This is a genomic window from Leptolyngbya sp. AN10 (assembly GCF_050565645.1).
Classification (GTDB): Bacteria; Cyanobacteriota; Cyanobacteriia; order Leptolyngbyales; family Leptolyngbyaceae; genus Leptolyngbya.
Map to the genome: position 1 here is coordinate 151207 of NZ_JBNXVP010000016.1, position 21706 is coordinate 172912.

28 protein-coding genes are annotated in these 21706 nt (G+C 44.4%); 23 read left to right on the plus strand and 5 right to left on the minus strand.

The genetic code is table 11. The annotated features are described in order from the left end of the window. The first annotated feature begins 25 nt into the window (after window positions 1-25). On the plus strand, window positions 26-847 hold the full coding sequence (locus tag ACQ4M5_RS22495) for a hypothetical protein (protein ID WP_430677913.1): 822 nt from the start codon (window positions 26-28) through the stop codon (window positions 845-847). 72 nt (window positions 848-919) lie between these two features. Here the strand turns inward: ACQ4M5_RS22495 and ACQ4M5_RS22500 are convergent, their stop codons facing one another. Both ACQ4M5_RS22500 and ACQ4M5_RS22505 read right to left on the minus strand, forming a co-directional pair. Continuing rightward, window positions 920-1846 (minus strand): DUF4351 domain-containing protein, encoded by a 927-nt coding sequence (locus ACQ4M5_RS22500; RefSeq protein ID WP_430677914.1) that lies wholly within the window; start codon window positions 1844-1846, stop codon window positions 920-922. Window positions 1847-2145: 299 nt separating this feature from the next. Then, complete coding sequence (locus ACQ4M5_RS22505; RefSeq protein WP_430677915.1) at window positions 2146-3336, minus strand: hypothetical protein; 1191 nt, start codon at window positions 3334-3336, stop codon at window positions 2146-2148. Between the two features lie 604 nt (window positions 3337-3940). Between ACQ4M5_RS22505 and ACQ4M5_RS22510 the strand changes: the two genes are divergently transcribed. Together ACQ4M5_RS22510 and ACQ4M5_RS22515 are read left to right on the plus strand one after the other, a co-directional pair. After that, window positions 3941-6061 (plus strand): DEAD/DEAH box helicase, encoded by a 2121-nt coding sequence (locus ACQ4M5_RS22510; protein ID WP_430677916.1) that lies wholly within the window; start codon window positions 3941-3943, stop codon window positions 6059-6061. A 155-nt stretch (window positions 6062-6216) separates the two neighbouring features. Next, window positions 6217-6591 carry a hypothetical protein gene (locus ACQ4M5_RS22515; RefSeq protein ID WP_430677917.1) on the plus strand — a complete coding sequence of 125 codons (375 nt, stop codon included), beginning with the start codon at window positions 6217-6219 and terminating at the stop codon, window positions 6589-6591. Here ACQ4M5_RS22515 and ACQ4M5_RS22520 read toward each other — a convergent pair. Next, the gene (locus ACQ4M5_RS22520; RefSeq protein WP_430677918.1) at window positions 6580-7383 is read right to left on the minus strand and encodes a hypothetical protein; all 804 of its coding nucleotides are present in this window, start codon (window positions 7381-7383) and stop codon (window positions 6580-6582) included. The genes ACQ4M5_RS22515 and ACQ4M5_RS22520 overlap by 12 nt on opposite strands. A 535-nt stretch (window positions 7384-7918) precedes the next feature. Between ACQ4M5_RS22520 and ACQ4M5_RS22525 the strand changes: the two genes are divergently transcribed. Continuing rightward, on the plus strand, window positions 7919-8269 hold the full coding sequence (locus ACQ4M5_RS22525) for a type II toxin-antitoxin system RnlB family antitoxin (protein ID WP_430677919.1): 351 nt from the start codon (window positions 7919-7921) through the stop codon (window positions 8267-8269). A 92-nt stretch (window positions 8270-8361) separates the two neighbouring features. Then, window positions 8362-8730, plus strand: coding sequence for a hypothetical protein (locus ACQ4M5_RS22530; protein ID WP_430677920.1), 369 nt, complete (start codon window positions 8362-8364; stop codon window positions 8728-8730). A 120-nt stretch (window positions 8731-8850) separates the two neighbouring features. On the opposite strand, the gene ACQ4M5_RS22535 is transcribed toward ACQ4M5_RS22530, so the two are convergent. Next, complete coding sequence (locus tag ACQ4M5_RS22535; protein WP_430677921.1) at window positions 8851-9237, minus strand: hypothetical protein; 387 nt, start codon at window positions 9235-9237, stop codon at window positions 8851-8853. Between the two features lie 331 nt (window positions 9238-9568). Here ACQ4M5_RS22535 and ACQ4M5_RS22540 point away from each other — a divergent pair, with 331 nt between their 5' ends. From ACQ4M5_RS22540 to ACQ4M5_RS22590, 11 genes are all read left to right on the plus strand, one after another. Further along, window positions 9569-9925, plus strand: a complete 357-nt coding sequence (locus tag ACQ4M5_RS22540; RefSeq protein WP_430677922.1) for a hypothetical protein — start codon at window positions 9569-9571, stop codon at window positions 9923-9925. 146 nt (window positions 9926-10071) lie between these two features. Then, window positions 10072-10347, plus strand: coding sequence for a hypothetical protein (locus tag ACQ4M5_RS22545; RefSeq protein ID WP_430677923.1), 276 nt, complete (start codon window positions 10072-10074; stop codon window positions 10345-10347). A 133-nt stretch (window positions 10348-10480) separates the two neighbouring features. Continuing rightward, on the plus strand, window positions 10481-10783 hold the full coding sequence (locus tag ACQ4M5_RS22550) for a hypothetical protein (protein WP_430677924.1): 303 nt from the start codon (window positions 10481-10483) through the stop codon (window positions 10781-10783). A gap of 78 nt (window positions 10784-10861) precedes the next feature. Continuing rightward, window positions 10862-11311 (plus strand): hypothetical protein, encoded by a 450-nt coding sequence (locus tag ACQ4M5_RS22555; RefSeq protein WP_430677925.1) that lies wholly within the window; start codon window positions 10862-10864, stop codon window positions 11309-11311. Between the two features lie 101 nt (window positions 11312-11412). After that, a complete protein-coding gene (locus ACQ4M5_RS22560) occupies window positions 11413-11778 on the plus strand; it encodes a hypothetical protein (RefSeq protein ID WP_430677926.1) in 366 nt (121 codons plus the stop codon). Between the two features lie 237 nt (window positions 11779-12015). Beyond that, complete coding sequence (locus tag ACQ4M5_RS22565) at window positions 12016-12693, plus strand: hypothetical protein (RefSeq protein WP_430677927.1); 678 nt, start codon at window positions 12016-12018, stop codon at window positions 12691-12693. 141 nt (window positions 12694-12834) lie between these two features. Beyond that, window positions 12835-13053 (plus strand): hypothetical protein, encoded by a 219-nt coding sequence (locus tag ACQ4M5_RS22570; RefSeq protein ID WP_430677928.1) that lies wholly within the window; start codon window positions 12835-12837, stop codon window positions 13051-13053. A 13-nt stretch (window positions 13054-13066) separates the two neighbouring features. Further along, on the plus strand, window positions 13067-13375 hold the full coding sequence (locus ACQ4M5_RS22575) for a hypothetical protein (RefSeq protein WP_430677929.1): 309 nt from the start codon (window positions 13067-13069) through the stop codon (window positions 13373-13375). Between the two features lie 324 nt (window positions 13376-13699). Next, window positions 13700-14692, plus strand: coding sequence for a hypothetical protein (locus ACQ4M5_RS22580; protein WP_430677930.1), 993 nt, complete (start codon window positions 13700-13702; stop codon window positions 14690-14692). Between the two features lie 113 nt (window positions 14693-14805). Next, a complete protein-coding gene (locus ACQ4M5_RS22585; protein WP_430677931.1) occupies window positions 14806-15192 on the plus strand; it encodes a hypothetical protein in 387 nt (128 codons plus the stop codon). A gap of 194 nt (window positions 15193-15386) precedes the next feature. Next, entirely contained in the window at window positions 15387-16016 is a 630-nt protein-coding gene (locus ACQ4M5_RS22590; RefSeq protein ID WP_430677932.1) for a hypothetical protein, read from the plus strand. A 450-nt stretch (window positions 16017-16466) separates the two neighbouring features. On the opposite strand, the gene ACQ4M5_RS22595 is transcribed toward ACQ4M5_RS22590, so the two are convergent. After that, window positions 16467-17249: a hypothetical protein gene (locus ACQ4M5_RS22595; protein ID WP_430677933.1), complete on the minus strand. Its 783-nt coding sequence runs from the start codon at window positions 17247-17249 to the stop codon at window positions 16467-16469. 291 nt (window positions 17250-17540) lie between these two features. Here ACQ4M5_RS22595 and ACQ4M5_RS22600 point away from each other — a divergent pair, with 291 nt between their 5' ends. The 7 genes from ACQ4M5_RS22600 to ACQ4M5_RS22630 all read left to right on the plus strand — a co-directional run bounded on the left by ACQ4M5_RS22600 (window position 17541) and on the right by ACQ4M5_RS22630 (window position 21678). Beyond that, window positions 17541-17891: a hypothetical protein gene (locus tag ACQ4M5_RS22600; RefSeq protein WP_430677934.1), complete on the plus strand. Its 351-nt coding sequence runs from the start codon at window positions 17541-17543 to the stop codon at window positions 17889-17891. Window positions 17892-18087: 196 nt separating this feature from the next. Continuing rightward, a complete protein-coding gene (locus ACQ4M5_RS22605; RefSeq protein WP_430677935.1) occupies window positions 18088-18477 on the plus strand; it encodes a prepilin-type N-terminal cleavage/methylation domain-containing protein in 390 nt (129 codons plus the stop codon). 268 nt (window positions 18478-18745) lie between these two features. Continuing rightward, window positions 18746-19042, plus strand: coding sequence for a hypothetical protein (locus ACQ4M5_RS22610; protein WP_430677937.1), 297 nt, complete (start codon window positions 18746-18748; stop codon window positions 19040-19042). Window positions 19043-19190: 148 nt separating this feature from the next. Continuing rightward, entirely contained in the window at window positions 19191-19445 is a 255-nt protein-coding gene (locus ACQ4M5_RS22615) for a hypothetical protein (protein WP_430677938.1), read from the plus strand. Between the two features lie 270 nt (window positions 19446-19715). After that, window positions 19716-19997, plus strand: a complete 282-nt coding sequence (locus tag ACQ4M5_RS22620; RefSeq protein WP_430677939.1) for a hypothetical protein — start codon at window positions 19716-19718, stop codon at window positions 19995-19997. Between the two features lie 76 nt (window positions 19998-20073). Continuing rightward, window positions 20074-21393 carry a hypothetical protein gene (locus ACQ4M5_RS22625; RefSeq protein WP_430677940.1) on the plus strand — a complete coding sequence of 440 codons (1320 nt, stop codon included), beginning with the start codon at window positions 20074-20076 and terminating at the stop codon, window positions 21391-21393. A 51-nt stretch (window positions 21394-21444) separates the two neighbouring features. Further along, window positions 21445-21678, plus strand: coding sequence for a hypothetical protein (locus ACQ4M5_RS22630; protein WP_430677942.1), 234 nt, complete (start codon window positions 21445-21447; stop codon window positions 21676-21678). The last annotated feature ends 28 nt before the right edge of the window (window positions 21679-21706 follow it).

The window sequence follows — 21706 nt, forward strand, 5'->3', positions numbered from 1 at the left end:
TTCTAAATCTTGGCTATATGGACAGTTGGATGATCCAGAAACATGCAAGCCAGGACTAAGAACCCGCATTGAGCAACTTCGTGATCAGCAGCAGGGACGATCTAAAGCAAGCCCCGCACCCAAAAAAGGGGCAACGGAGGACTCGAAAACGGCATTGATCCAAACCTTAAAACAACGGATTCGACGGTTGGAAGCGGAAATTCAAGGATTGCGCCATCACATCGAAGTGGTGACCGGACAAAGTTTGCAAATTCCAGAACTCGAACGCCAAATTCAGGCGTTGGCAACGGAGAATCAGCGGCTCAACACTCAATTGGAAACAAACAAGAACGTTGCTCCTCGCAAGGCATACAGGGCGACTGCCAACCGATCCGATCTGCCCTCGAACAATCCAACTCTGTCGTTCGAGGGCATTCAGCATCAACTACAATCTCTGGGAATTACTTGGAATCGCACGATAGAAAAGGCGATCTCCGCTGCAACTCCGTCCGACTTACAACGTGCGATCGCATCGTTGCAAGAACAGCAAACCCTTCATCCGATTCAGAATCCTAATGGTTTTTTAGTTGCGGCGTTGCGTGACCCGAATTGGAAACCGAGTGACAATCACCAAGCACAGCAGGAGAAATCTTTGTTTAAGGCTTGGTTCGATCTTGCACAGCCGTTGGGGTTAGTGATTGCATCACAACTCATAGATCAGATTCAGCACGTGATCACACCAGATTACGAACTCGTGCCATTTGCCGAGTTTTTAGAACAGTATCCAATGAGTGCCCTAGAAGAAATGGGCGAGATTTTGAACCTATCTAATCTCAGTGTCGTTTCTCAATCAAATCAACAGGTTTAAACCTTAAAAGTGCTGACTTCAGCACAATCCTTAGTGCTATTAGCGTCCAGCCCTTAATCGAATAGCAAAAACTCAATTTTGCCTCGAATGATCATTCAGCCATGCGCTCAAATCATCCACAGTGGAAAAATCAAGCAGTGCTTCGCCCAACGATTCCAATTGGGCAGGGGAAAGCTGCTCGATCTGCGATCTCAGTGCGTCATCAATATGACCCACCTTTCGTGCCAATAGTCGCATCACCAAATCGAGTTGACCTTGTTGTCGCCCGACTTGTTCTCCGGCTTTCCATCCTTGCTCTAGTGTTTCTGCTTGCCACTGTTCGTAAGCTGGGGATAACGTCATAATCAATCCTCGGTCGTCTCTGCTTAAATTTTGCCTTGCTTGAATCGTAACGCGCAAGTTTGCCAATTGTTCTAGCGCATGGCGACGAAACGGATACTCAGGGGGAAGTGCCAGCAATTCAGCAACCGCTTCAGTTTGGACAGACTCGCGCCCCATCAAACGTAGCCATAAGGTTGAAGCGATCTTGGGAAGTTGGTTGATTGCAACAATTCCAACCCGCTGTTCTCCGGGAAGAAAGTACACGCCTCTACTCCAGCCGGGTCGCGATTTTCCTGCAAATCCGCTCAGTAATATTTTCGAGATCGATGGCGTGATCACCCAGAGTTGAGGAAATTTTCGCTTTGTAAAGCTTTGTTTTTGACTCTTAGCTCGACGCATGAGTTCGTTGCGAGCGTCATTTAATTTGCTCTGACAGTCTAAGATGTGTGTTGCCTGCACAGGATTACGGAAGGCTTCAAGCAACGAGGGGGTTGTGACCATTTGACCTAATAGTCCCAACTCTGATTTCAGGACTCGTGCTGTGCTTCTAGGAACAAAATACACATCGATTTGCCGCACTTCGCTCACCACTTCTCGACTAATTTCGGTTTCTCCATACGGTGCAAGAAACCCAGCAAGGCATTGTTTCGCGAATTGGTCGTGGTGTGTTCGTGTCATCGCAGTCTACTGCTAAGTTCAAATGTATGCTTTCACAAAAATGCACCGCTCGATTTTGGGTAGTGCAAATTTGCTCTTTCAGAGCGCGAAGAAACTCGGTACAAAGCCGGAAGGAAAGGGAAATCAGCGGCAGTTTCTTCTAGACGCAAGCAGCTTTGTTGTGCCACTTGTTTACGTGCCGTTCAGTTTACGGGCACCGTTAAATTCACTGCTCGCGTCTAAAGACAAGAATCATATCTTGTTGTTCACAAACTGCTGAAGCGGTAGGTTACGCTACATCTTGTAGAGCGTCCCTCCGGTTATTGCTTGGGATTCTTTTTCTTTTGCTTGTATTGCTCTAAATGATCAGGGAAGAAATCATTCATATCGTAGAGTCTAAAAGGGTTCGGGTCATTATGTAAGAGGCTCCAACCCGAATTGCTGGCTTTTCCATCAACATGACAGGTAAACCATGAAGATTTCCATTCCATAGGCAATACCTCAATCCGCTTACCCTTTTCAACATACACGGTTGCGTTGGGCGTGGTTTCGATCGTGACAGAACCAATCTCGTAAAGGAATCTTGCAGGTGAGAAATTAGCTTCATAGCCAAAGTGCTGCCCAAAGATGCATCCCAATTCGTAAAAATCTAGATCTTGTCGTTCCTCTGCCCACCCATCACAAAGGCAGCGATACCGATGATGCAGCAAATTTCGATCGATCGCTAGCACACCAGAACGGACTAACACTTCTACGCCATAGTGTTCTCTTGCGGATTCAAGAGAGGACGATTTCAACCCAGTCAATGCATGAGAATAGTCAACACATCGTGTATCTCTTACCTTAAACCCTTCATAGGTGGTATCAGCTTTCCACTCTAGATCCCAAGTCCCTGAAGTTTCTCCACCGCCGCCACCAAATAAGTAGCTTTCATTCTGAAAAAACTTTTCAGCCATTTCATCAAGAGAAGGGACGTAATCACTAATGGCTTTTTGCCCCCATTTCTCCTCAAACTTAGCGCGAATCACATTAAAGCGAATATCATCGCGATAGTGTTTGAAATCCAACACAAGCAGCGTCAAGCATTCTTCAAAAAACGACCCCGCAGTTGCTACATGAATAAATTCAAAATCAGTAAAGCCTTTTCCCTTTAAAACGAAGGTGTAGACAGGCTTTTCTCCTCGTGAAATGTACTCCATGAACTCATCATTCTCAGTGTCAATATGCGCGAAGATAGCGGCGATGCGGTTGAAGTTCCGAGTCAGAAACTGGAAGATTCCGGTTTCGCACGTTACATGACTTATTTTCACGATCGTCATGCCATAGGGAGTTTGATAGTTAGTTTGACGTGGTTTGTCTGACTCTAAAGCCAATGCATATTCCACCAAAGCGGAGGTCACGACCATCGAATCATTGATGAGTCCAGGGCGATGTTTGCGAATTGTCGCAATTGCCAAGGCAATCTCGTCATTCTGAACAACCTGTAAGCGCGGGCGGGAAAGTGCCATCATAATAACCTCCAAATCTTATACTCAACTTGAGCTATCATACTCATTTTGAGTATGGGTAACAAGAGGAAATGAAAATGTTTTGGATTAGTCTGGCAGATGTTATCCCTTAAAGCGACATGATTTGTGACATCTTGACGCAAGCCCATGAAGCGTTGAAACAGATCGATCCGGGTCTACCTGAACAGTTAATTCCTTTTATTGGAGCAATCAAATATTGACAGAATTTTCCACGGCTGATCTTTCTATTGGAACTAAAACTAGAAATGTCCCAACTAGAAAAGCAGAAGAGCCTGAGGGCAAATCTGAATTGTCATCTGCTGTGGTTGACAAGCAGAACAGTTCCTGCAAATTGTGCTTCTTACCCACAGTACGTTATCAACGTTGTGAACGTTAAGAAATCACTCTAGTTTTCCATTCTACAACGAAGCTTTAATCGCCTAGTTTTGTTGTTGTGTACGTTAAAAACTTGTTTTAAGAAGCTGTTGTTTTTAGAACAAATGCAGATGACGCTAAAATTGCTTAGTATGGAAAAAACAAATTGGTTCTTGTCAAAGGCAGGATGACGAGGATCAATCATCAGTCTCTCAAAATTTGGCAAATCATCATGGCGAACCAGCCAGCCAAAAACTTCACCTTTTTTTCTTTATGGAATTATCAAGCTGAACTTGTTGGCGATATTTTCAACTCATTCAAAACAGATCGCAGCACCGTCGCACAAATTGCAACTGCTGCCGGAAAAACGGTAATCGGTGCAGCCGTTGCAGATCGCTTTGTCAAGCAGCAAGGACAAGTGCTGTGGCTTGCACACCGAGAAGAACTACTCGTTCAAGCTTATGAAAAGCTTCAGCATGTTTGCGTCACGCCTGTCGGACTGATTCAAAGCGGCAGCAAAATCGACGATTCCTTAGCAATCCAAGTTGCAAGTGTACAAACGTTAAGCCGTCGAAAAAAGACGCTGAACTTTGACTTGATCATCACCGATGAGTGCCACCATGCGATCTCGAACACCTACCAAACAATCTACAATCTTTATCCAGACTGCTATCATCTTGGATTAACTGCAACCCCGAAGCGGCTCGACGGCAGAGGACTCGATGAACTGTTCGATCACCTCGTGTGCGGTGCCAGTCCGTCCTGGCTGATCGAACATCAATATCTAAGTCCGTACCGGCTGTTTGCACCAACCAAAACGATCGAGACAAAAGGAATTCGGACCGTAGCTGGGGACTTCAACGTCAAAAAGCTGAAAACGGCTGCAATGTCTGCAGATGTGATGGGGGAGGTTGTTCCGACCTGGCAGAAACACGCTAACGGATTGAAAACTGCGGTTTTCTGCTGTGACATCGAACACTCAATGGCAGTCTGTGAACTGTATCGCATGGCTGGAGTTCGAGCAGAGCACTTAGATGGAGACACGCCCAAAACCGAACGACGACAAACTCTCAAGGCGTTCGAAAGCGGAGCAATTACGGTTTTAGTCAATTGTGGCATCATTAGCGAAGGGCTGGATGTTCCAGGAATTGAGTGTGTGCAAATTCTCAGACCCACTCAATCCCTGACGCTGTATCTACAGATGGTGGGACGTGCTCTAAGAAAAAGTGCAGATAAACTGTGTGCAGTTATATTGGATCACACGAAGAACTGGTGGGAACACGGACTGCCCGACGACGATCGTCAATGGTCACTCGATGGAACCATTCGGCATCATCGTCGAAACACTGAAATAGACGCAACAACTAGAGAAGTCATTGTTGTCACAGAACGCAACGTCAGCCATGACAGCACAGCCCAGTTAACAGAAATTTCTCGCCAAATGATTCAATCTGGTGAGATTGCTACAGCAGCACAGCAGCTACAGCGTCTTTTTGCGGACCCGATCCCTGAAGCAGGAGATACTACCGATAGTTCTGCGTACCCCTGGATTGATCAACTCATTGCAATTCAGGAATATTATGATCACAAACCTGGATGGGTGGGATATCGAGTGCTTGAAACCCTGAAAAAAAACAGAGACCTCGACCTAAAAGCACTCGAATATGTGGCACTTCAACTAGGATACAGCCCCCTCTGGGCACAACATCGACTCAAAGAGGTCCAGAAGGCAATTGAATCCCACACAGCAGACACAGCTAACTCCCAACTCAGCGTATCCGAGATCACTCCCCAGTTACCCCCCAAATTGACGTTAACCCAAGCTGAAAAATTAGCTCGACTCGAAGAAGAACCTTTTGGGAGTTCGTTGACCGCGCAAGAGTTTGGATTTGAAGGCGAGCAGAGTATACTTGAAGTGCTATTTAGAGCCAATAGTCTCCCCACATTAGTCAGTGGTTTTCTTCGCTTTCTTCAGAAGGATTGTTCACTTTCGATCGTCTTAACCGATCACGATAAGCCACTTCAGGTGCATCTTCGGTTAGCTAAACCTTTAACATTCGGAAAATTCTGGTTCAAAAAAGTGGGTGAATCACACTCAATTTTACAGATTGAATTAGAAAAACTTCTTCGACATCCGGTAGAACTTAACTTTGCTTATTGCTTACAGTCACACGATTGCGATGCCTCTGGCACAGGCAAGCCTGCTCGCCACTGCTCACGGTGCAATGCTTCAACTTTAGAGATCAAATCGGGCAAACCGCCGCATTATGCTGCTCTTGAATGCGAACGCGGACATTTTATCGCTTGGCTTTCCAAAAACGATCCAATTTTTACGGCACCCCCATCCAGTTAACCAAACCAGCAGCTCCTACTATATATCAATTTTTGGCATTGCTCCGTTCATCCTCCGAATCATTTCATAGCGCTGTTTTTAACGCTGACCCACTCGTCTTTAAATCAAGACTGCTTCCGCAGCAAACAGGGTGAATTGATCAAGGAGCTTATTTTATGCCACGTAAATCAATCCTCTTGAGTGTAGCAGCGTTCATCATTGCGATCACTGCGCTTCCCGCCTCAGCAACCCGAGTAGGAGATGGAGATCTTCAGTTCAGTTGCTTTAAGGGAATCGGCTACTGGAGTTATACTCCTGATCTTGGAGTCCGGCTTTTTGGAATCAGTGCGGTCGTTCTTGGAGAATCAAGTGGTCTCTCTGAGGATGTTGCCAGGATATATCCTGGCGAAACAGGCACAGTATATGGCAACACCATCAGAAGTTTTACGGACAAACGATTAGTGATGGAAGGCTCGATCGTCAGTAGTTCCGGCGGATACGGCTTTAGCGTCGGAGCACGCTGCCAAGGGAGACAATCGTTACCACGTTGAACTGAGATTCGAATGATTTAGTTCATGAGCAGCCCAGTGAATCAGTTCCTGCAGAGACGCATCAGACTGAATTTGCAGATGGGACACCACTATCCCATTCGGCGGTAAGAGAAATTCTGTTACCGCCGGATACCCAACCACAAAAATGTTCAGTCCAGGTAAATCAAGAAGTTCCAAATTCGTTGCCATCGTATGAATCACGCGGCTCGGACATTGAATTCGCGAATATTCACCGTACAGTTCTTGGTACTGTTGCCACAACGTTTGCAAATGCTGTCTGACTTCTGGCATCCCGATAAATGCGTCGGTTGGATTCTGCAATACCGGAAGCCGTCGACCGAACCCTGCTTCCCCACAGCGATGTTTAGCTTCATCCTGACGTTGCTGATATACGTGGTAGTGATGCAGCAACGTCGATCTCAACCGATCAAAGCAGATCGAAGAAATCGAATCTTGTTCAAATTCTGGAAACGTTTGGATCTGCTCAGCCATCTGTTGATAAGTAGAAAGTTGTGTTTCAGTCCAGGTCAGTGCGTCAAATCCTTGAGCATTCCAGAACAAAGCTGGATCTTGCTGTCGAATCACAGTATAAAACCACTGCTGCCACTGCGCCATCGTCAACCCGCGCAATTGCAAACTGCCGGTTCCTGGGGGATGAAGATCGAAAAATGGTGCGTGTAGTCCGTCTTGTTCAAGTGTCCAAACACAAAAATCTATCTCGTCATTGAACGAGACATGAACCTGTTGTGGTGGTTCAGGATCTAACGCAAAGATTTGATTGAGTTTTGTCATTGTCTCTCGTTCAGGTCTGTCACCTACAATACTGCATTCATTTACTTGATCGAGATTTTGCTACGTTATGATCTCTCGGTCAGTTCATCAAATACCTTGACTCGTCGATAGTACGATTATAAATAAAATAAGCGAAACACTACGGGCAGACCTACGAAGTCAAGTTGTTCTCAAACCAAGCTTCGAACCCATCCTTTCGGTGAAATAGGATGTCAGAAAATGGTGCGCCTACCAGCGCGATTAAAATGATGCCCGATTCGACTGCTGAACGCAGATCTTTTGTTATTAGCGAAATAATTGCGAAGCGATCGGACAATGTCTCGTTGGAAAGATGAGTCACCTAAGCTTGTTCAATAATCTTTCCTTGTCGTTGAGCCTTCGCTAGCCATCAGAAGAAAGCGTTTGACCAAACCGAATTGGGTGCGACTTGTGTTCAACTCTCTGGTTATTCAATGAATCGCCGCAATTCATCCAAATCATGATTCGGCTTGATTGAACAACCCAGACTTACATTCTTCATCAAAACTCAAACTACATGGAAACTCTCGCTATTGCGCTGGTCAAAGACACAGCGCTCGTTCTTCAGTTAAGCCAAAAAAACGCGCTCGACTACCTGCCTGATATCGCAGCAACCCTCAACCAAAGATCGTTTCAAGGCACAGTAGTCTTTGACCTATTTGTCAGTAAAACATTCGCATCAGATCGCTTTGTTAAGGGAACGTTTTTCAATGGTAAATTTGATCAATGCTCGCTCACAACAACTGAGGAAATTGACTCAGACATTCTAGAAATTGCAGCGCAATTTTATCAGGAGAATCCTCGCTTCCTACAACAAAATCAGAGTATTACTCCCGAACAAATTCAGACGCTGCTAAAAACCGAGTAAGAAACTTGCCGCAAAACACAATTGAACTCATTGAGTATCCCAATCGCGACTGCGATGACAACTATGTTGTTCATTAAATCCCCATAAGCACAATGATTACAAAACGCCATTTAATCGGAATCAGTGGTTTAGCAGGAATTCTGATCGCATTAACGGTCTGGAACAGTCAGAGAGCGAAGCCGATACAATCTGTGTGCCGATTAAACGAGGGAAACCATGTCTTTGTGACTCCGATTAATACGAATTCAAAGAAACCTGAAGCAAGTTCTAGCAACATTGCAGTCTTGTTAGTAGAAGAAAACACACTAACCCAATTCTGTGCTCTTCACCCAGGTGGAAAACCAGGAATTGCAGTCAGCAGAAAAACTGGCAGTTTTAGTCTAGAACAAGCCAAAGCGATCGAGGTAAAACTGCAAAATCTCGATGGGCGCATCCAACGGGTCGTCGTATCAGGTCCTTAATTTTTGACACGCTCCAATTCTCCAGAAATCAAAGGAGTGGTAATCTTCGGGATGTACAGCTTTTTCAGCTCTTGCAGAAACGAGGGCTGAAACCACTTCGACTGACTCCGCTCTTAGAATCTAATTTAGATCACGCGGATGATATTGGACATTGAGCGAAATCGGCAAATAAGAAGAGGAATGCGACGAAGTAGAACAAGAATTTGTTGAAATTGGCATGAAAGACTGAGGAATGCTAACGCCCTTCAGTTCTGCACGTTCAACTTGGGCTGAAATCTTCTTATTCAAGCGATTTGCTGTTAACACCCACGGAATCGACAAGAGCGCCGTCAGTCTAGCATTTTGAGCAAGATTCCGGGTGGAAGACCTTGCTTGATAAGTCAGATCCTGTCCTAAAAGCTCGATCGTAGCTCCAGCAACAATATTAGAAAGCGAAAAACTCAGGCAAGAGCAAGCAACAAAGGCATTGACTCTTGCAATTTTTTTTGCATACCGTAAGACAAGCATAATGAAGAAATCTAGGCGAGAAGAACACTGGCAAGAAGAATGCCGCAATCCACGTCTGATTCTGACAGGTTTACCAAACCAACACACACACCTTTGGAATGAGCTTAATCCGAAACCTTTGAAATCAATACTTACCAGACTAAAGCATAAAAAATGCCAAGCTTGGTATTGCTGAACAAGGAGTGCATAAAAGCTTAGGTTGAATGCCGCTCAGAAAAAGTATGAAGCGATCAAGCTAAAACTCAAAATTAACGAACAAGTCAATCACTAAATCTACAAGCTGCGACTGCAGCATCGAAGCACCTTTCTACAGCAAAAGAGAAACTATCTTATGGACTCTCATACACTCATCGTCCAAGATAACGAAAAAGATGTTTGGAAGATTAGCTCGATCGTGCAAAAGTCTCTAGTTAAACTGATCAACGTTTCCAAAACAGGACTGGTTGATCAGGACAATATGCTCAAGTCGTTTGAACTGTCACCCTCCTCTAAATCGCTTCGAGCCTTCTTCACCCTTAGAGGCGAAGATCATCAACTCTATATTCACTTTGACTGCGATTGTGATGCTTCCCATATTCCTGGCGGAAAGATCCTTTTATCGCTGTATGACTGGAAAGATGCGAAGTTCATTCTGGAGCAGATCGGAAAAGCTTTTCAATCCGAGGGTTACACTGTTCATAACAAATAATTCCAGTAAGCTAAAACCGATTGCAATCTTTATGCTGGGCAATCGTTAACCGATTGCCGGTAGAGAACGGGCAATCGGTTAACTCCAGGATCAGAACACCGGCAACGACTGTTGCGTTTCAACGACGTTTTCAGCGACTATTGCCAATGACTCTTTCTCAAGAGCAAGCCTACTTAATGCAGGCAGCCTCAAAATTTACGCAGATCCCCACACCCGTATCTCGTGAAGAAATCACCCAACTGTTAACGATCGCAGGCATTGAGGTCGACCCTCAAAGAACAGAGTTCGATCAAGAAATTAACCAGGCACATCTGAAAAGGCTTCAAGATTTTTCCGATACACTTTCAGATGTAGTTGCAAAGATAAAAACAGCCCAGCGACTCGGACTGGCTACTAGCATCAAATTTGAAAGACTTCGATGAATTGATCTACAGCAGCGCGGATATCTTCCGCGCTGCTGTTTTTTTAGCCCTAGGAACCCGCTCGATTTTGCACTGACCAGTGCAGCCACGTGCTCGCAAGAGCATTCAGTCGAACACAAGCAACCTATTCATCATGATGACAACTCTTCTGCTAGAAAAACAGGTTTCTTCACAGGTCTTAGAACGCACAATTCAAGGAACGATCGAATACATTCACGGTCAATGGCAACTCTTTTGTCGAAATGGCGAACTATTTGCTTTGTCAGAGCTAGAAATTCAAGTTGCCTTAAAGCAATCGGGATTAGACTCGTGCAGCAACTTAAACAAAATTGTCGGGGTTCGTGCCCAACTTGTAGAAGTTCTCACTCCCAGCAAGGCGGAAGCACTAGGGCAACTTAGACCGATCAAGGCAAATAGCTTGACCTTCTTGAAATAATACGAGATGCCCTTACACAAGGGCACCTCGTATTGATATCTATCTTCGGTTAACTCGGAAAGGCTTGGAGACTGAAATATGAATGAAAAAATGACAAACTACCCTAAATTTCCGAATGAGTTAAAACATGACCTGGAATATCTGATCGAAACTGGGCAAGCTTCGCCGGAAGTCGCAAGACTGCTGTACAAAAACGAGGTCACAGAAGACATCCTGGACGAGTTGTTCGCAAGTTTAGATAATGAACTTCCGGCGGCACCTGCATTACGGGACTATTTTTGTGATCTTAATGCAGCACTTACAAATCCAAGTCAAGTCACTTCTTTCCAAGAATCCACCATCCTTTCCACCGTTCTACTCAGTCAGATAAAGACCTGGATTCAACAAACCAATCAACTAAGCCAGGAAGACCAAGAAACCCTGAGCAAATGGATTCATCGTATAGAGCAGCTAAAAACTCCCAATCCAATTCAATCGAAACTAGTTCAAGAAATTAAAAGATTAGCAGTGGCGTTTGAATATCTTTGACATTTTTCCTAACGTTAATCTTGTGGCAAAAGATGCACAATTGATAGGCTGAATAACCGCGTCTGCGGTATCGAAAATGCAAACGGACAACCAATAACACCATGAAATTAATCGACCTGGCAGAACAAATGCAACTTGCACAAGGCGGTAACGTAACGGCAATGCAGATCATTCTACAACACGCGGCTGCGATGGCTGGTTTATTAGAAGTACCAACTACGCAATCCAGCGAAGTCAGAAACGCCTTAATTGCCGATTTGCAAGGTGTAATCAGCGGGCTTGAAAAACAAACAGTTCCCTTAACGCTGGAAAACATTAAGACAATGCTTGGAAAACAATACAGGCTTGAACCGACAGACACTCCTCATTGGGTGGTATGTCGTTCAGGAGGAGACCCACTCTTCACCTGCTATGAAGGAATTTCTTGGAACGAATTTCAACAAAAGATGCACGGATGGTGCGATTGAGAGAAGAGCGATGACTTCTAAGGAATCATCGCTCTTTTTTTTAAAGCTCCCCTAGAAGAATAGATAGTATCAAAAAAAGTTTGAGCGCACGCTGATTTTAAACCTAACTTTAATCACGAAAGTAACTTGACTTTCTCAGTTAAAAGCGCTGTCCAGCGCATATCACGCGGTTTTATGCTCTGCGCTAAAAGCCGTAATAATTGCATTTTTGAAAAAACAGGGAACCAGAATATTTCTATGAACACCCAGATCACCCTTGGAGAACAACAGATCATCGATCGCGTATTTCAGCTTTTTGTTCAACAGAAAGATGACAGCGAGCGCTTTAATCAGGTCGTTCAAATCGCTCGCGACTCCTTCGAGCTGGAATCTGCAGACGACGGAACCGTGGTCGCTGTAACGAAGATTTCCTCGGACAATCACCATAGCATTTCTATTCTTGAGCGTGCGTATGATGAGGTTCACGCTCAGTCATTTCTAGACGAAGAAGAATTAATTTCTCTCTATTGCCAACTCAGAGAACTTCCTCAGGAAACGACGATCACCGTTGTTCCGTCCCCAGAACACAAACAGGTTAATCAGTTAAAGCAATTGATTAACACAAGTTTTAGCTTGTTAATTCATCCGGGTGAAGATTCTGACTTTATCTATCGCACAATTTCGCTACCTACCTTCAGTCTGATGAAAAGCGGAAACTCGTATCGGATCTATCATAAATCGCTCGAAGAAGTGGTACAAATTCGCTACGAATTCATTGACTTATGGCGACTCGATCCGAAAATGACAGAACAACTGCTGGATGAAATGCAGCAGTGGCTCAAACAGAACGCAGGAACACTATATCTACGGCAATTTTGTAATGCCTGGAATCAAGCTTGGAAAAACACCTTCAGCGATTGGTTTGGTAAAAGCTAATCTGGAGGAAATGTTTAACGCATATTTAAAGTCCCGAAATCCATTTCGGGCTTTACCACCTGAATTCGAGTTTGCGTCATCTGCTTGTTCCTCTCAATCAGCGGGATCTTATAACTTTCGTTAGCTGCAAACCATTTCATCATGGTAAATCCACACAAACTGATGATTTACACTAAATCTGACTTAGACCAGATGAACGATCGACAACTACAGGCGATCGCTGCTAAAACAGGCGCAGATCAGCTAGCGCAATGCGGCGAAACAGGTGAAGATCTGATCCCGTTGATTTTGGTTGCTCAGATGAGCGACGAAGAATTTGATGCTCTCGCTCTCACAGAACAGAGTCTGTCTTCTGTTTAGGAATAGATAAAAAATGACGCAACCCTTAACCCACTATGCGTACACCCCCCGGCTATACTCGCTAGCAGAACTATGGGGTAATCGGTTAGAGTCACTAACTATTGACGACAAGCTATCGCTAACCATCATTTTAAGTTGGTGGCTGAAAAGCGATAGCAAGGTTGAGCCAGAGGTCGCACTGCTTCGTTATCATCCAACTGTTTCCGATGCAGTTTATCAAGCAGTGATTCTTCTACAGGGTTTAGAAACCTCTGAATGTAAAGCACTACTTACTGCGTTGGTTGAGCAAATTTGCGATCGAGACTTTACCGGCAGATCTTAGATCGAATCATGGCGCGACCCATGACAACGACAGTCATGGTCAAAATGAGTTCAACAGACTCATCAGATTTACCCAATATTGAGGGAGAGAAAGTCTCAGCGAAAATTAGAATCTACACAAAAAAGCAGTTCCTTTTGAACCCCAATGCCATTAGCAATAGGACAGACACTTAGCCGACGATGAATCGTACAATGGCTTTACGAGCGGTTTTAACCCATCGAGTTTGCCCTTAGTCATGCTTAAGCAAAAGGATCGTTCATGCAGCCTTTTTTCTCGATCGACGAACTGGAAACGGTTTCTCACGAAACCCTTCAACTGATAGATATGCGTCAAGAAATCTACCAGCGAATAGAACAATATTGCGCTCGATTAGAAGAGCTTAAACGTGAATTTGATGAAAAAGGAGTTCTAGAAAGCGATAATGAGGTACACGCCACGTACCAACAGATAAAGAACGCGATTCGCCATTATCGTAGCCAAATCGAACAGGATTTACCCGAACTTTGTCGTCGTCTCGCAGATGCTCGCAGATCTCTTAACCACAATCAAATCCATGAATCCGAGATCGACTTAATCAAACAAGTCATCGAAAAGCGGCGCGAAGAACAGGTACAGTGCGAACAGAAAGCACAAATGAGCAAGCATCAAACCGAAAAACTGATGCAAGAACGTCACAGAAGAGCAGAACAGTTGCTTGATCAGATTCAATCTCAAACAAATTACTACGATGCTTCATACCTAGCAGTGGAAGTGTATTACTACTGCGAGGATCTGAAAGCAGCCAACCGTTTAGATGAGGTTGTAGAGTGCTTATACACTCAAATTCAAGCACTGAGTGAAAAACCAATTACACTCCACGGAACTGCACTGCAAAAACTTACCATTATGGAGGCTCATGCCAATAGACTCTGGTCGCAGTCCCAAATTGAACCGAAAGCAATAAGCGAAAAATCTGCTAAACCTGAATCAGAGAGGAATGACTCATCCGAAAAAGGTTCTTATACTCATCTAAGCGGTAAAGTGGTCGTATTTGGCGGACACACAACTACCCGAACTTACGTAAAATCCAGATTACCCAAGGTTCATTTCGTCTGGTCTACAGTAGAGGATGGCTTGCGTATCGCCGATCAAGCTGTTCAGCACATTCGAACGTCCGATGTCATTCTCCTGCTGACTGGCGATACAAGTCATACCGTAACGCGTAAGGCAGCAACTGAACTCCGGAGATTAAAAAAACAACCAATCGAACTAAATCATGAGGGAGTAAGCGCAATTGTTGAAAAAATTGCTTGGAAGCTGATGTTCAAGTCTTGTTAGTCGTAAACAGGCAATTATCTCAACCAATCGCGACTGCGGTGCCGCCTTCGGCAGAATTGCCGTAAATGCTACAGTTCAGTCGTACACACGTACTCGTTTAAGGAGAAATAAAGATGGCATCAAAAACTTTTCGTCTTCCAAAGTCGATCGAGAAAATTCAACTAGACTGTCCAGTATTAGGTCGACAAAACGGCGTAGATCCTAATCAAGAGGAAACCGTTGTCACATTTGAAGGAGCGGATGTCGAAAAAATCAGAGTCGACGGACAGACCCATCAAAACTTAGCCCGATTCTATATCGATGGTAAAGCATCATCGCTGCTAACGCTCCGTGTCGTCAGCCACCAAGGCATTGTTGTAAGCCAATCAACCGTTCAAATCAAAGGTAGCATCAAAGCTGGAAGCATCACTCAAACGGGGAACTGCAATACTCAGGCTACTTTCAGCGGAATGGTGATCGATGGCGATATTAATCTGGGCGACATCAGGCAGACCATGTAACCTCGGAAATCAAAGCTAGACTGAGAGCTGCTAGTTAAAATCAAGCAGATCAAATCTCGATGATGAGCATTCAAAAAACTTCAGCGTCATCAGCAACAGATCGTAGTCTTTAATTGCGCCAACTGGCGCAACCCGATGAGTTTGAGCATCCTGCAAGACTCATTGCTTTTTACCAACACCCCAAAAGAACACTCATGAAAGTCAATAACTTTGAAGTCACGCTGGTTCCAGGTGAGTCAGAACAACGAGTTCCAGTCAATCATGAAGATGGCTCAGTTGCGATGGAACATGGTCAAACGTACGGAGTTCGAGTCCAGAGCAAATGGAACCGTCGCGCCGAGATGAATTTAAAAATCGATGGTCGCGATATGGGCACATTTAACATTGAGGCGTTTGAAGACGATGTCCTTTACACTACACCGAAAGATCCAGAACGAGGTTGCTTCACCTGCACTCTTCTCGACACGCCAGAAGGACAAGCGATGTTGAAAGACAATACCCATTTAGGACACATACAGGTCACCCTCAGACCGGAAATTCAGCGGCGACCCCCAACGATCGACTACCTGGAAAGCAATCCTGGTGACGAAATGGCAAAAGGCACATTTTCTAGTAGAAGCGGCGGTGGTCCATACGCAGCTGCCGGAACAGCAATGACCGGGCATTCTAACCAACAGTTTGGCTCAGGACATAAACTTCAGCTCGATCCAGCAGAGACAACGATCATCAACTTGCGGGTCGTGGGAAAAAAACCAGTCCCCCAGTTTCGCTCATTAGAGTCTTTCACCCACCAAAACCAAGTACCCCCACGTCCCGACCGCTAAACCTGCTGAAGTCCGCGCTCTGCGATTAAATCAACGCAACAGGCGATAGACCTTATTGCCTGTTGCGAACAATAGAAATCTAAGCAGTCCGTTTGACGATGATCGTGTGAAGCAAGATGCGATTCAACCAAGAACGCCGACTGGCGTTCTCAATATGCCAGTCCCGCAGAGGGCGGAGCGATGAGCTAGGGAGATCACATTCTCCGACTGGGAAGTTCGATTCTTCCGACTGGCATCAGAATTAATAGCAATTCGGATTCTTATAACGGTACTAAATTATCAAATAATCCGGATCTGAACCCACGGACGATTCTGTTGAATATGCCAACCCTGACCCTCATAAATTTCGAGATTTATCTCAATTCAAAAAGGCTCCAGATATGTTCTGGAGCCTTTTTTTCGTTCGCCCCAAAGTGAACAGGGCTAACTGCTGCTACTAAACCACGAAGGTCAGGTTTCGTACTGGCTAAATTGAGCATTGTCTGAGAATAGATCCTGAGGCTGTTGCTTTTGAAATGGATCAACAAGAAAAAACCCAGACTGAGCAATCATCTGCTGACATTCCTCTAAAAATGTCTCCACTCGCTGCAAATCAAGCAAGTTTAACTCTTCACGCTCTAGAACTTCAGCAAACGAGCAGTGAAAATTGTTAAAGCCATCAGGTTCATAAAAACGGGGAAGAGCAACTCGATAGACTCGTGTTTGTTGAGATGCCTGCACTAGGGCAGGATCGTCGATGCTCTTTTCCCAATCCCCTGGTTGACTCCTGCCTAAGTTTTGCACCAGAACCTGCGTCATTTCCTTCCCGTATGTCTCCACACAGCTTAAAAATTCAGCCAAACTGACTGCAGTTCCATCACTCAGAAACCAGTTCACTAACTCATAGCGATACAGTGAATTCTGCTCGGATAACTCTTCAAGAACCTCAAAGATTGAATCACGCTCCAGCCAATCAGAAATTGCTGTGCCTGAATTCGATGCCAGATTAACAACCACACTCTGTCCGGTTTCTAATGCCGACACAATTCCATCGGTTTTGGTCGGGTGAGCATTGGAAAATTTAATCTGGTGAGTAATCTGAGGATAACAACGATAAAGATTATAGGTCTGAAAATCTGCATCAAAAGCAACAACAGGAATGTTTAGGACTCCATGAAGATGAAGCAGCACCCGGCTAAACAGAGATTTACCCATTCCACCCAGGTGACTGTTGATCAAGTGCAATTTGGGCATTCGTATTCACACATCAATCAATATCGGTTAAACCGGTTTTTCATGCAAATGATCGTAACACCATTCCAGTTGAAGCAGTAGCAACGCCACAAAGATCGAGGTAATTTTTTACCAAGGTCGGCGGGAACGAACGCTAAAAGGTTGCCAATTATTGAGTTTTAGACAGAACATCTCCCTGCAACGACCGTTGCGATTGAAATGAAAGTCTAAGAACTACTCCACGACGACTGTCGTTGTCAGAATGAGTTCAACAGGCTCAAAATTCTAGCTTTTAGGAATCCGAGGTAAATTATGGTACAAACACCAACTCGCCGCAAAACGCTAACGCTGAATACTATTCTGAAGCAAGCATTTAATGCAGAAGCAGAACGTCACAGCTTTTTAGTGTTTGTGACCACTGAAGTCAGCGGACGCAGATTGAGTCAGATTGACAACAACTTCGATTGGGATGAACACAAAGCAAAAATTGAAGCTGCAACTCAAGACATGAGTGCAGATGAGATTGTTGCAGAGCTGATCGCATCCGTCTATTGGTACACTTGCGAAGGTGATATTGTCAAGGCAGGCTTTGAATACCGCACTCAAGCACGCGAAGGCTTCAATCGCAAAGCGATTCACGATGCCAGATCCAACCAACCCTAAATAAGTTTTGAAGCGAATCCACGGATTCGCTTCAAACTTTACCCATCCTAGCCCAGCTAGAATATAAGCTGTCTCACACGCTTTAACATCGAGAAATAGAGTCAATGCCGCGACTGCGGCGACGGAATAGATCGGCGAAGTTACAAACCTGCTCGTAAAATTTGCTGACCCTGTCCATTTCAAATAAACATCAATCATGCGAATTAAACCGAATGACTCGCGCAACTCTTCAACAAAGGGCTTGACTTTGATCGAAGTCCTTGTCTGCCTCATGATCGGCGGCACTTTGCTATTAATTATCGGGGGTATCTTCTCTGGAGGATCAGGTCTGTGGATTAGAGTTAGTGGAGGACTTGACCGTGCTAACAACAATCTAGCCACGTTTAGCAAAGAAGCAGGCTTGACTCCGATTTCCTGCGTAGGTCAGGATACCGATGGAGATAAGTATGTCTCCTGTTCAGCTAAAAACAGCCAAGGAGAAATCACTCGCATCGAATGCGCTTACGGTTTCCTTAACAGCGGCTGTAAACTGCCACAGTTTCCGTTCCCGGTCCAGGGCAATCCTCAACAAAACACACCGCAATAGAGGCTGTCGTCGTATATCGTCCTTAAAAATACCAGAGAAGACAAACTTTCTCTGGTATTTTTTATCTCACGATCAATACCTGCCTTAACAAACGGTAGAGTTACAGTGCTACTCAAAACAGAAATTGCTTGCGGTTCAACTGAATATATTTTTTTGGTCAATTGCTAGATGATTTGCGATCGAGATCAGCGAAAATTCAAATCGAAACACAGCGCGAGTCATTGCACCAGATGGTACAACCAAGATGAAAAGTAGAACTAGGAAAAACATGGAAAGTCTTTATCAATTTCAGCAGTATTCCTTTGGAGTTGCAAAACTCAACGTGGACTCTTTCGACCTGCAAGAGGTGATCAGCAGCATTCAAGCAATGAATCCAATTGTTCACGCGCTACTTATTGAAACTAAATCCGGTAACAAAACAATTTTTTGGAGCAATGATCCAGTATTGCTCACTAAGATTCAGCAAACCCTCGATGGCAAAGTTGAACTGAAGTTTGTGTTTAACCATCAGCTTTGCTACAGCGCAAATCTTCAGACCGTGCTACAACATCTTGCGATCAATTAATTTAAGTTCGTGCATTCGGTATGACTGAAATCATAAAGTCTAAAATTTACCAAGATAAGTAAGACATGGAACCGCCACGACTGTGGCAAAGAGATGAAAGCTTGACATTGATACAGCTTTTCTAGACCTTACAATCAACACCCTGAACATGAAACTACTAACACGTATCAAGAAGCTCGTAGGATTACCCGTCGTATCTCAAGCAGATCAGGAAGCAATTGAGGACTGGCTTTGGAAGAAAAATGAATCGAGACAAGTTTCTGATTCGGAAATTGACGCAATCTTACGTCGATATGGAGAAACAATCGATCCGGAGGCATTACCTGCTCACAAAGCAGAAATCCTGTTCGACTTGATCGAACAACCAGAGGGTTTTTACCACTGGCTGGACGCAGACAATTAATACGAAATCAGGGCTTCAGTCTGACTGAAGCCCTATTTCATTCTTCGCTAAATTCCTGAGAACAAGCAAATCCAGCATCTAGAAATGCGTTTCCTTTTCTACTAGTGCAATGAGAGAGAAACTTTTATTCCCGCCCACCGCCCCGTAGCAGGTAATACCTTGTCTAGCTAAATAAAGCTCTTTAAAAGACCAGTTTTTTAGGCGTTTCTCTTGCTGCGTAAATCCTGTGCACCGACTGGTGCTATCTAGATGACGAGTGGGATTCATCCTATGGCTACAGCTAAAACCACAAAACCGCAGGCTAGAAAAGGCACGAAATCGGAAGTTCGACTAACAATTTCAGAGCAAGCCGTCAATGTTGTTGGGACGCTCACTGATGACATGATTAAAATGCTGCAATGGGCAGAATACAGTGTTGTCCGTCAAGAAGGCTCAAATGGCTACTTGTCAGGAAGTCACACAGTCCCGCTTTCTTCGGATCGTACTTGGAATGGAGTTCAATCAATTTTACAGAACTGTGGTGCAGCAGTGATTGTAGTTGCTGCTGCTTAGTAGCAGAAAATACTGATGATTCTTAACGGAATTGTCAGTATTTTCTTTTAAATTAAGCGTTTAATCAAAACACTAGATGTTAAAAACCTCCGCAACTGCGGAACCTGTTCTGCTGAATTTTGAAAGACAAATGAACACTATCGAACAACGCATTCTTGCCAGTGTAGTTCTTGAAGAGTTTGAAAAAGCATCTACTCCCGATTCAGATTACTCAGATGATCCTGACACGATTGAAAACGGCTTCATTAAAACTAGAACACATCGCTATTCCGCTCGTTATTACTACAGCGGGGACACACAAACCATTGAGATTACAAAAGCAAAAAAAACCGATAATTGGAACACAACAGCCATATTGGTGCAAGTTGATTCGATCTATACCGACAAGGTCGAATGCAAAATCGACGAAGAAAGCTTAATCAAACTGCTTGAACTCATGCCTCAACTTAAACAGGATAGAGCGCAACAAGTCCACTACGAAAACCTGGCGAGCCTCGTTGAAACCACAGCGAAACTGTTTGAAGCGTACTCGAAGAAACACCACATCGATACAATTGACTGCTATTCCAAACGCGAGAAAGTTCACCTAGAAGATTATGACTACTACCGCCCCACCGAATATGACGGCGATTATATTCGAACCACAATTACAAAAACAAACCCGGACGGAGAGTGCATTGAGATTTTGAGCTTCAGTCAAGACCAATGCTACAAAGGCTATTCAGATTGGTCTTTAGACGAAACAGAAGTCGAAACCTTGATTTCAGCGCTGCTGCAATTCGAACAAGAAGCGCAAAAGGAAGAACAAAGATTCGCCCGCACGCTCCTCGAATGGCTTGCTCCACTTCCTCAAAACGAAGCGGGCGTAACAATTGCCCAAGTCGAATCTTTTACGCTTTGGAAAAACCAGCAATTCCTGAGAATCTATCAGGCACATCCGTACAACAAATATGCAAATACTCAAACCCATCAATTGTTGTTTTCGATGGACTTAACAAACTCCACCTGCCCGGTTCATCTGGCACATGATCAAAAAGAACAACTGCTCAACCAAATGCAGCAATTCCAATTCGAGATTATGATTTCGCAGTGGACGGAAAAACTCAATCAAGCAACAACAGAAGGATGGCAAAAAACGCTCTGCAATTGGTTCGGAGTCCCGATCCAAGTCACTCCCCGATCCCTGCCAAGATTTATTGGACGTGAGACGAAAGGTGATTCTTGGTGTACAAGAGAGATTGTGTTTGACCAAGCCGTATCCTACGATTCAGTAGAAAGCTATGCTGAGTCTCAACATTGGTGGGGGTATCACCCACAAGGATACTCATGTGGCATCTCTCAAGGCGATCTGCACGGATTCATTTGGGTTAGCCATCGGTATCACTATTGTGCCTAACCGCTTGAAGCTGCAACTGCAGCGATCGTTGTGAATCATTAGAGGATTCTTGTGGAATCAGCACTAGAACAATTTGCCCAGATCGAAGGCATTACCGTTACTTACAGCTGCCCAAACTATGCTTGGAATCCAGATCTTGACTCTCGCGAATCGAAGCAAAAAATTCACCAAGCCGTACAAACTCAGTACGAAACATTGAATTGGGGATCTGAGGCAACGCAAGAAGTCTCAAATCTGATGGAATTGGCAAAAGCTGCAAACACAGCTTACAACCAAGACCTTTAACGTCAAGAAGACTCCGCAGATAGTACTA

Bases quoted from the DNA above. Each gene is read 5' to 3' on its own strand.
- ACQ4M5_RS22500 (WP_430677914.1), bottom strand. From the start codon at position 1,846: ATGACACGAACACACCACGACCAATTCGCGAAACAATGCCTTGCTGGG.
- ACQ4M5_RS22505 (WP_430677915.1), bottom strand. From the start codon at position 3,336: ATGATGGCACTTTCCCGCCCGCGCTTACAGGTTGTTCAGAATGACGAG.
- ACQ4M5_RS22510 (WP_430677916.1), top strand. From the start codon at position 3,941: ATGGCGAACCAGCCAGCCAAAAACTTCACCTTTTTTTCTTTATGGAAT.
- ACQ4M5_RS22515 (WP_430677917.1), top strand. From the start codon at position 6,217: ATGCCACGTAAATCAATCCTCTTGAGTGTAGCAGCGTTCATCATTGCG.
- ACQ4M5_RS22520 (WP_430677918.1), bottom strand. From the start codon at position 7,383: ATGACAAAACTCAATCAAATCTTTGCGTTAGATCCTGAACCACCACAA.
- ACQ4M5_RS22525 (WP_430677919.1), top strand. From the start codon at position 7,919: ATGGAAACTCTCGCTATTGCGCTGGTCAAAGACACAGCGCTCGTTCTT.
- ACQ4M5_RS22530 (WP_430677920.1), top strand. From the start codon at position 8,362: ATGATTACAAAACGCCATTTAATCGGAATCAGTGGTTTAGCAGGAATT.
- ACQ4M5_RS22535 (WP_430677921.1), bottom strand. From the start codon at position 9,237: ATGCTTGTCTTACGGTATGCAAAAAAAATTGCAAGAGTCAATGCCTTT.
- ACQ4M5_RS22540 (WP_430677922.1), top strand. From the start codon at position 9,569: ATGGACTCTCATACACTCATCGTCCAAGATAACGAAAAAGATGTTTGG.
- ACQ4M5_RS22545 (WP_430677923.1), top strand. From the start codon at position 10,072: ATGACTCTTTCTCAAGAGCAAGCCTACTTAATGCAGGCAGCCTCAAAA.
- ACQ4M5_RS22550 (WP_430677924.1), top strand. From the start codon at position 10,481: ATGATGACAACTCTTCTGCTAGAAAAACAGGTTTCTTCACAGGTCTTA.
- ACQ4M5_RS22555 (WP_430677925.1), top strand. From the start codon at position 10,862: ATGAATGAAAAAATGACAAACTACCCTAAATTTCCGAATGAGTTAAAA.
- ACQ4M5_RS22560 (WP_430677926.1), top strand. From the start codon at position 11,413: ATGAAATTAATCGACCTGGCAGAACAAATGCAACTTGCACAAGGCGGT.
- ACQ4M5_RS22565 (WP_430677927.1), top strand. From the start codon at position 12,016: ATGAACACCCAGATCACCCTTGGAGAACAACAGATCATCGATCGCGTA.
- ACQ4M5_RS22570 (WP_430677928.1), top strand. From the start codon at position 12,835: ATGGTAAATCCACACAAACTGATGATTTACACTAAATCTGACTTAGAC.
- ACQ4M5_RS22575 (WP_430677929.1), top strand. From the start codon at position 13,067: ATGACGCAACCCTTAACCCACTATGCGTACACCCCCCGGCTATACTCG.
- ACQ4M5_RS22580 (WP_430677930.1), top strand. From the start codon at position 13,700: ATGCGTCAAGAAATCTACCAGCGAATAGAACAATATTGCGCTCGATTA.
- ACQ4M5_RS22585 (WP_430677931.1), top strand. From the start codon at position 14,806: ATGGCATCAAAAACTTTTCGTCTTCCAAAGTCGATCGAGAAAATTCAA.
- ACQ4M5_RS22590 (WP_430677932.1), top strand. From the start codon at position 15,387: ATGAAAGTCAATAACTTTGAAGTCACGCTGGTTCCAGGTGAGTCAGAA.
- ACQ4M5_RS22595 (WP_430677933.1), bottom strand. From the start codon at position 17,249: ATGCCCAAATTGCACTTGATCAACAGTCACCTGGGTGGAATGGGTAAA.
- ACQ4M5_RS22600 (WP_430677934.1), top strand. From the start codon at position 17,541: ATGGTACAAACACCAACTCGCCGCAAAACGCTAACGCTGAATACTATT.
- ACQ4M5_RS22605 (WP_430677935.1), top strand. From the start codon at position 18,088: ATGCGAATTAAACCGAATGACTCGCGCAACTCTTCAACAAAGGGCTTG.
- ACQ4M5_RS22610 (WP_430677937.1), top strand. From the start codon at position 18,746: ATGGAAAGTCTTTATCAATTTCAGCAGTATTCCTTTGGAGTTGCAAAA.
- ACQ4M5_RS22615 (WP_430677938.1), top strand. From the start codon at position 19,191: ATGAAACTACTAACACGTATCAAGAAGCTCGTAGGATTACCCGTCGTA.
- ACQ4M5_RS22620 (WP_430677939.1), top strand. From the start codon at position 19,716: ATGGCTACAGCTAAAACCACAAAACCGCAGGCTAGAAAAGGCACGAAA.
- ACQ4M5_RS22625 (WP_430677940.1), top strand. From the start codon at position 20,074: ATGTTAAAAACCTCCGCAACTGCGGAACCTGTTCTGCTGAATTTTGAA.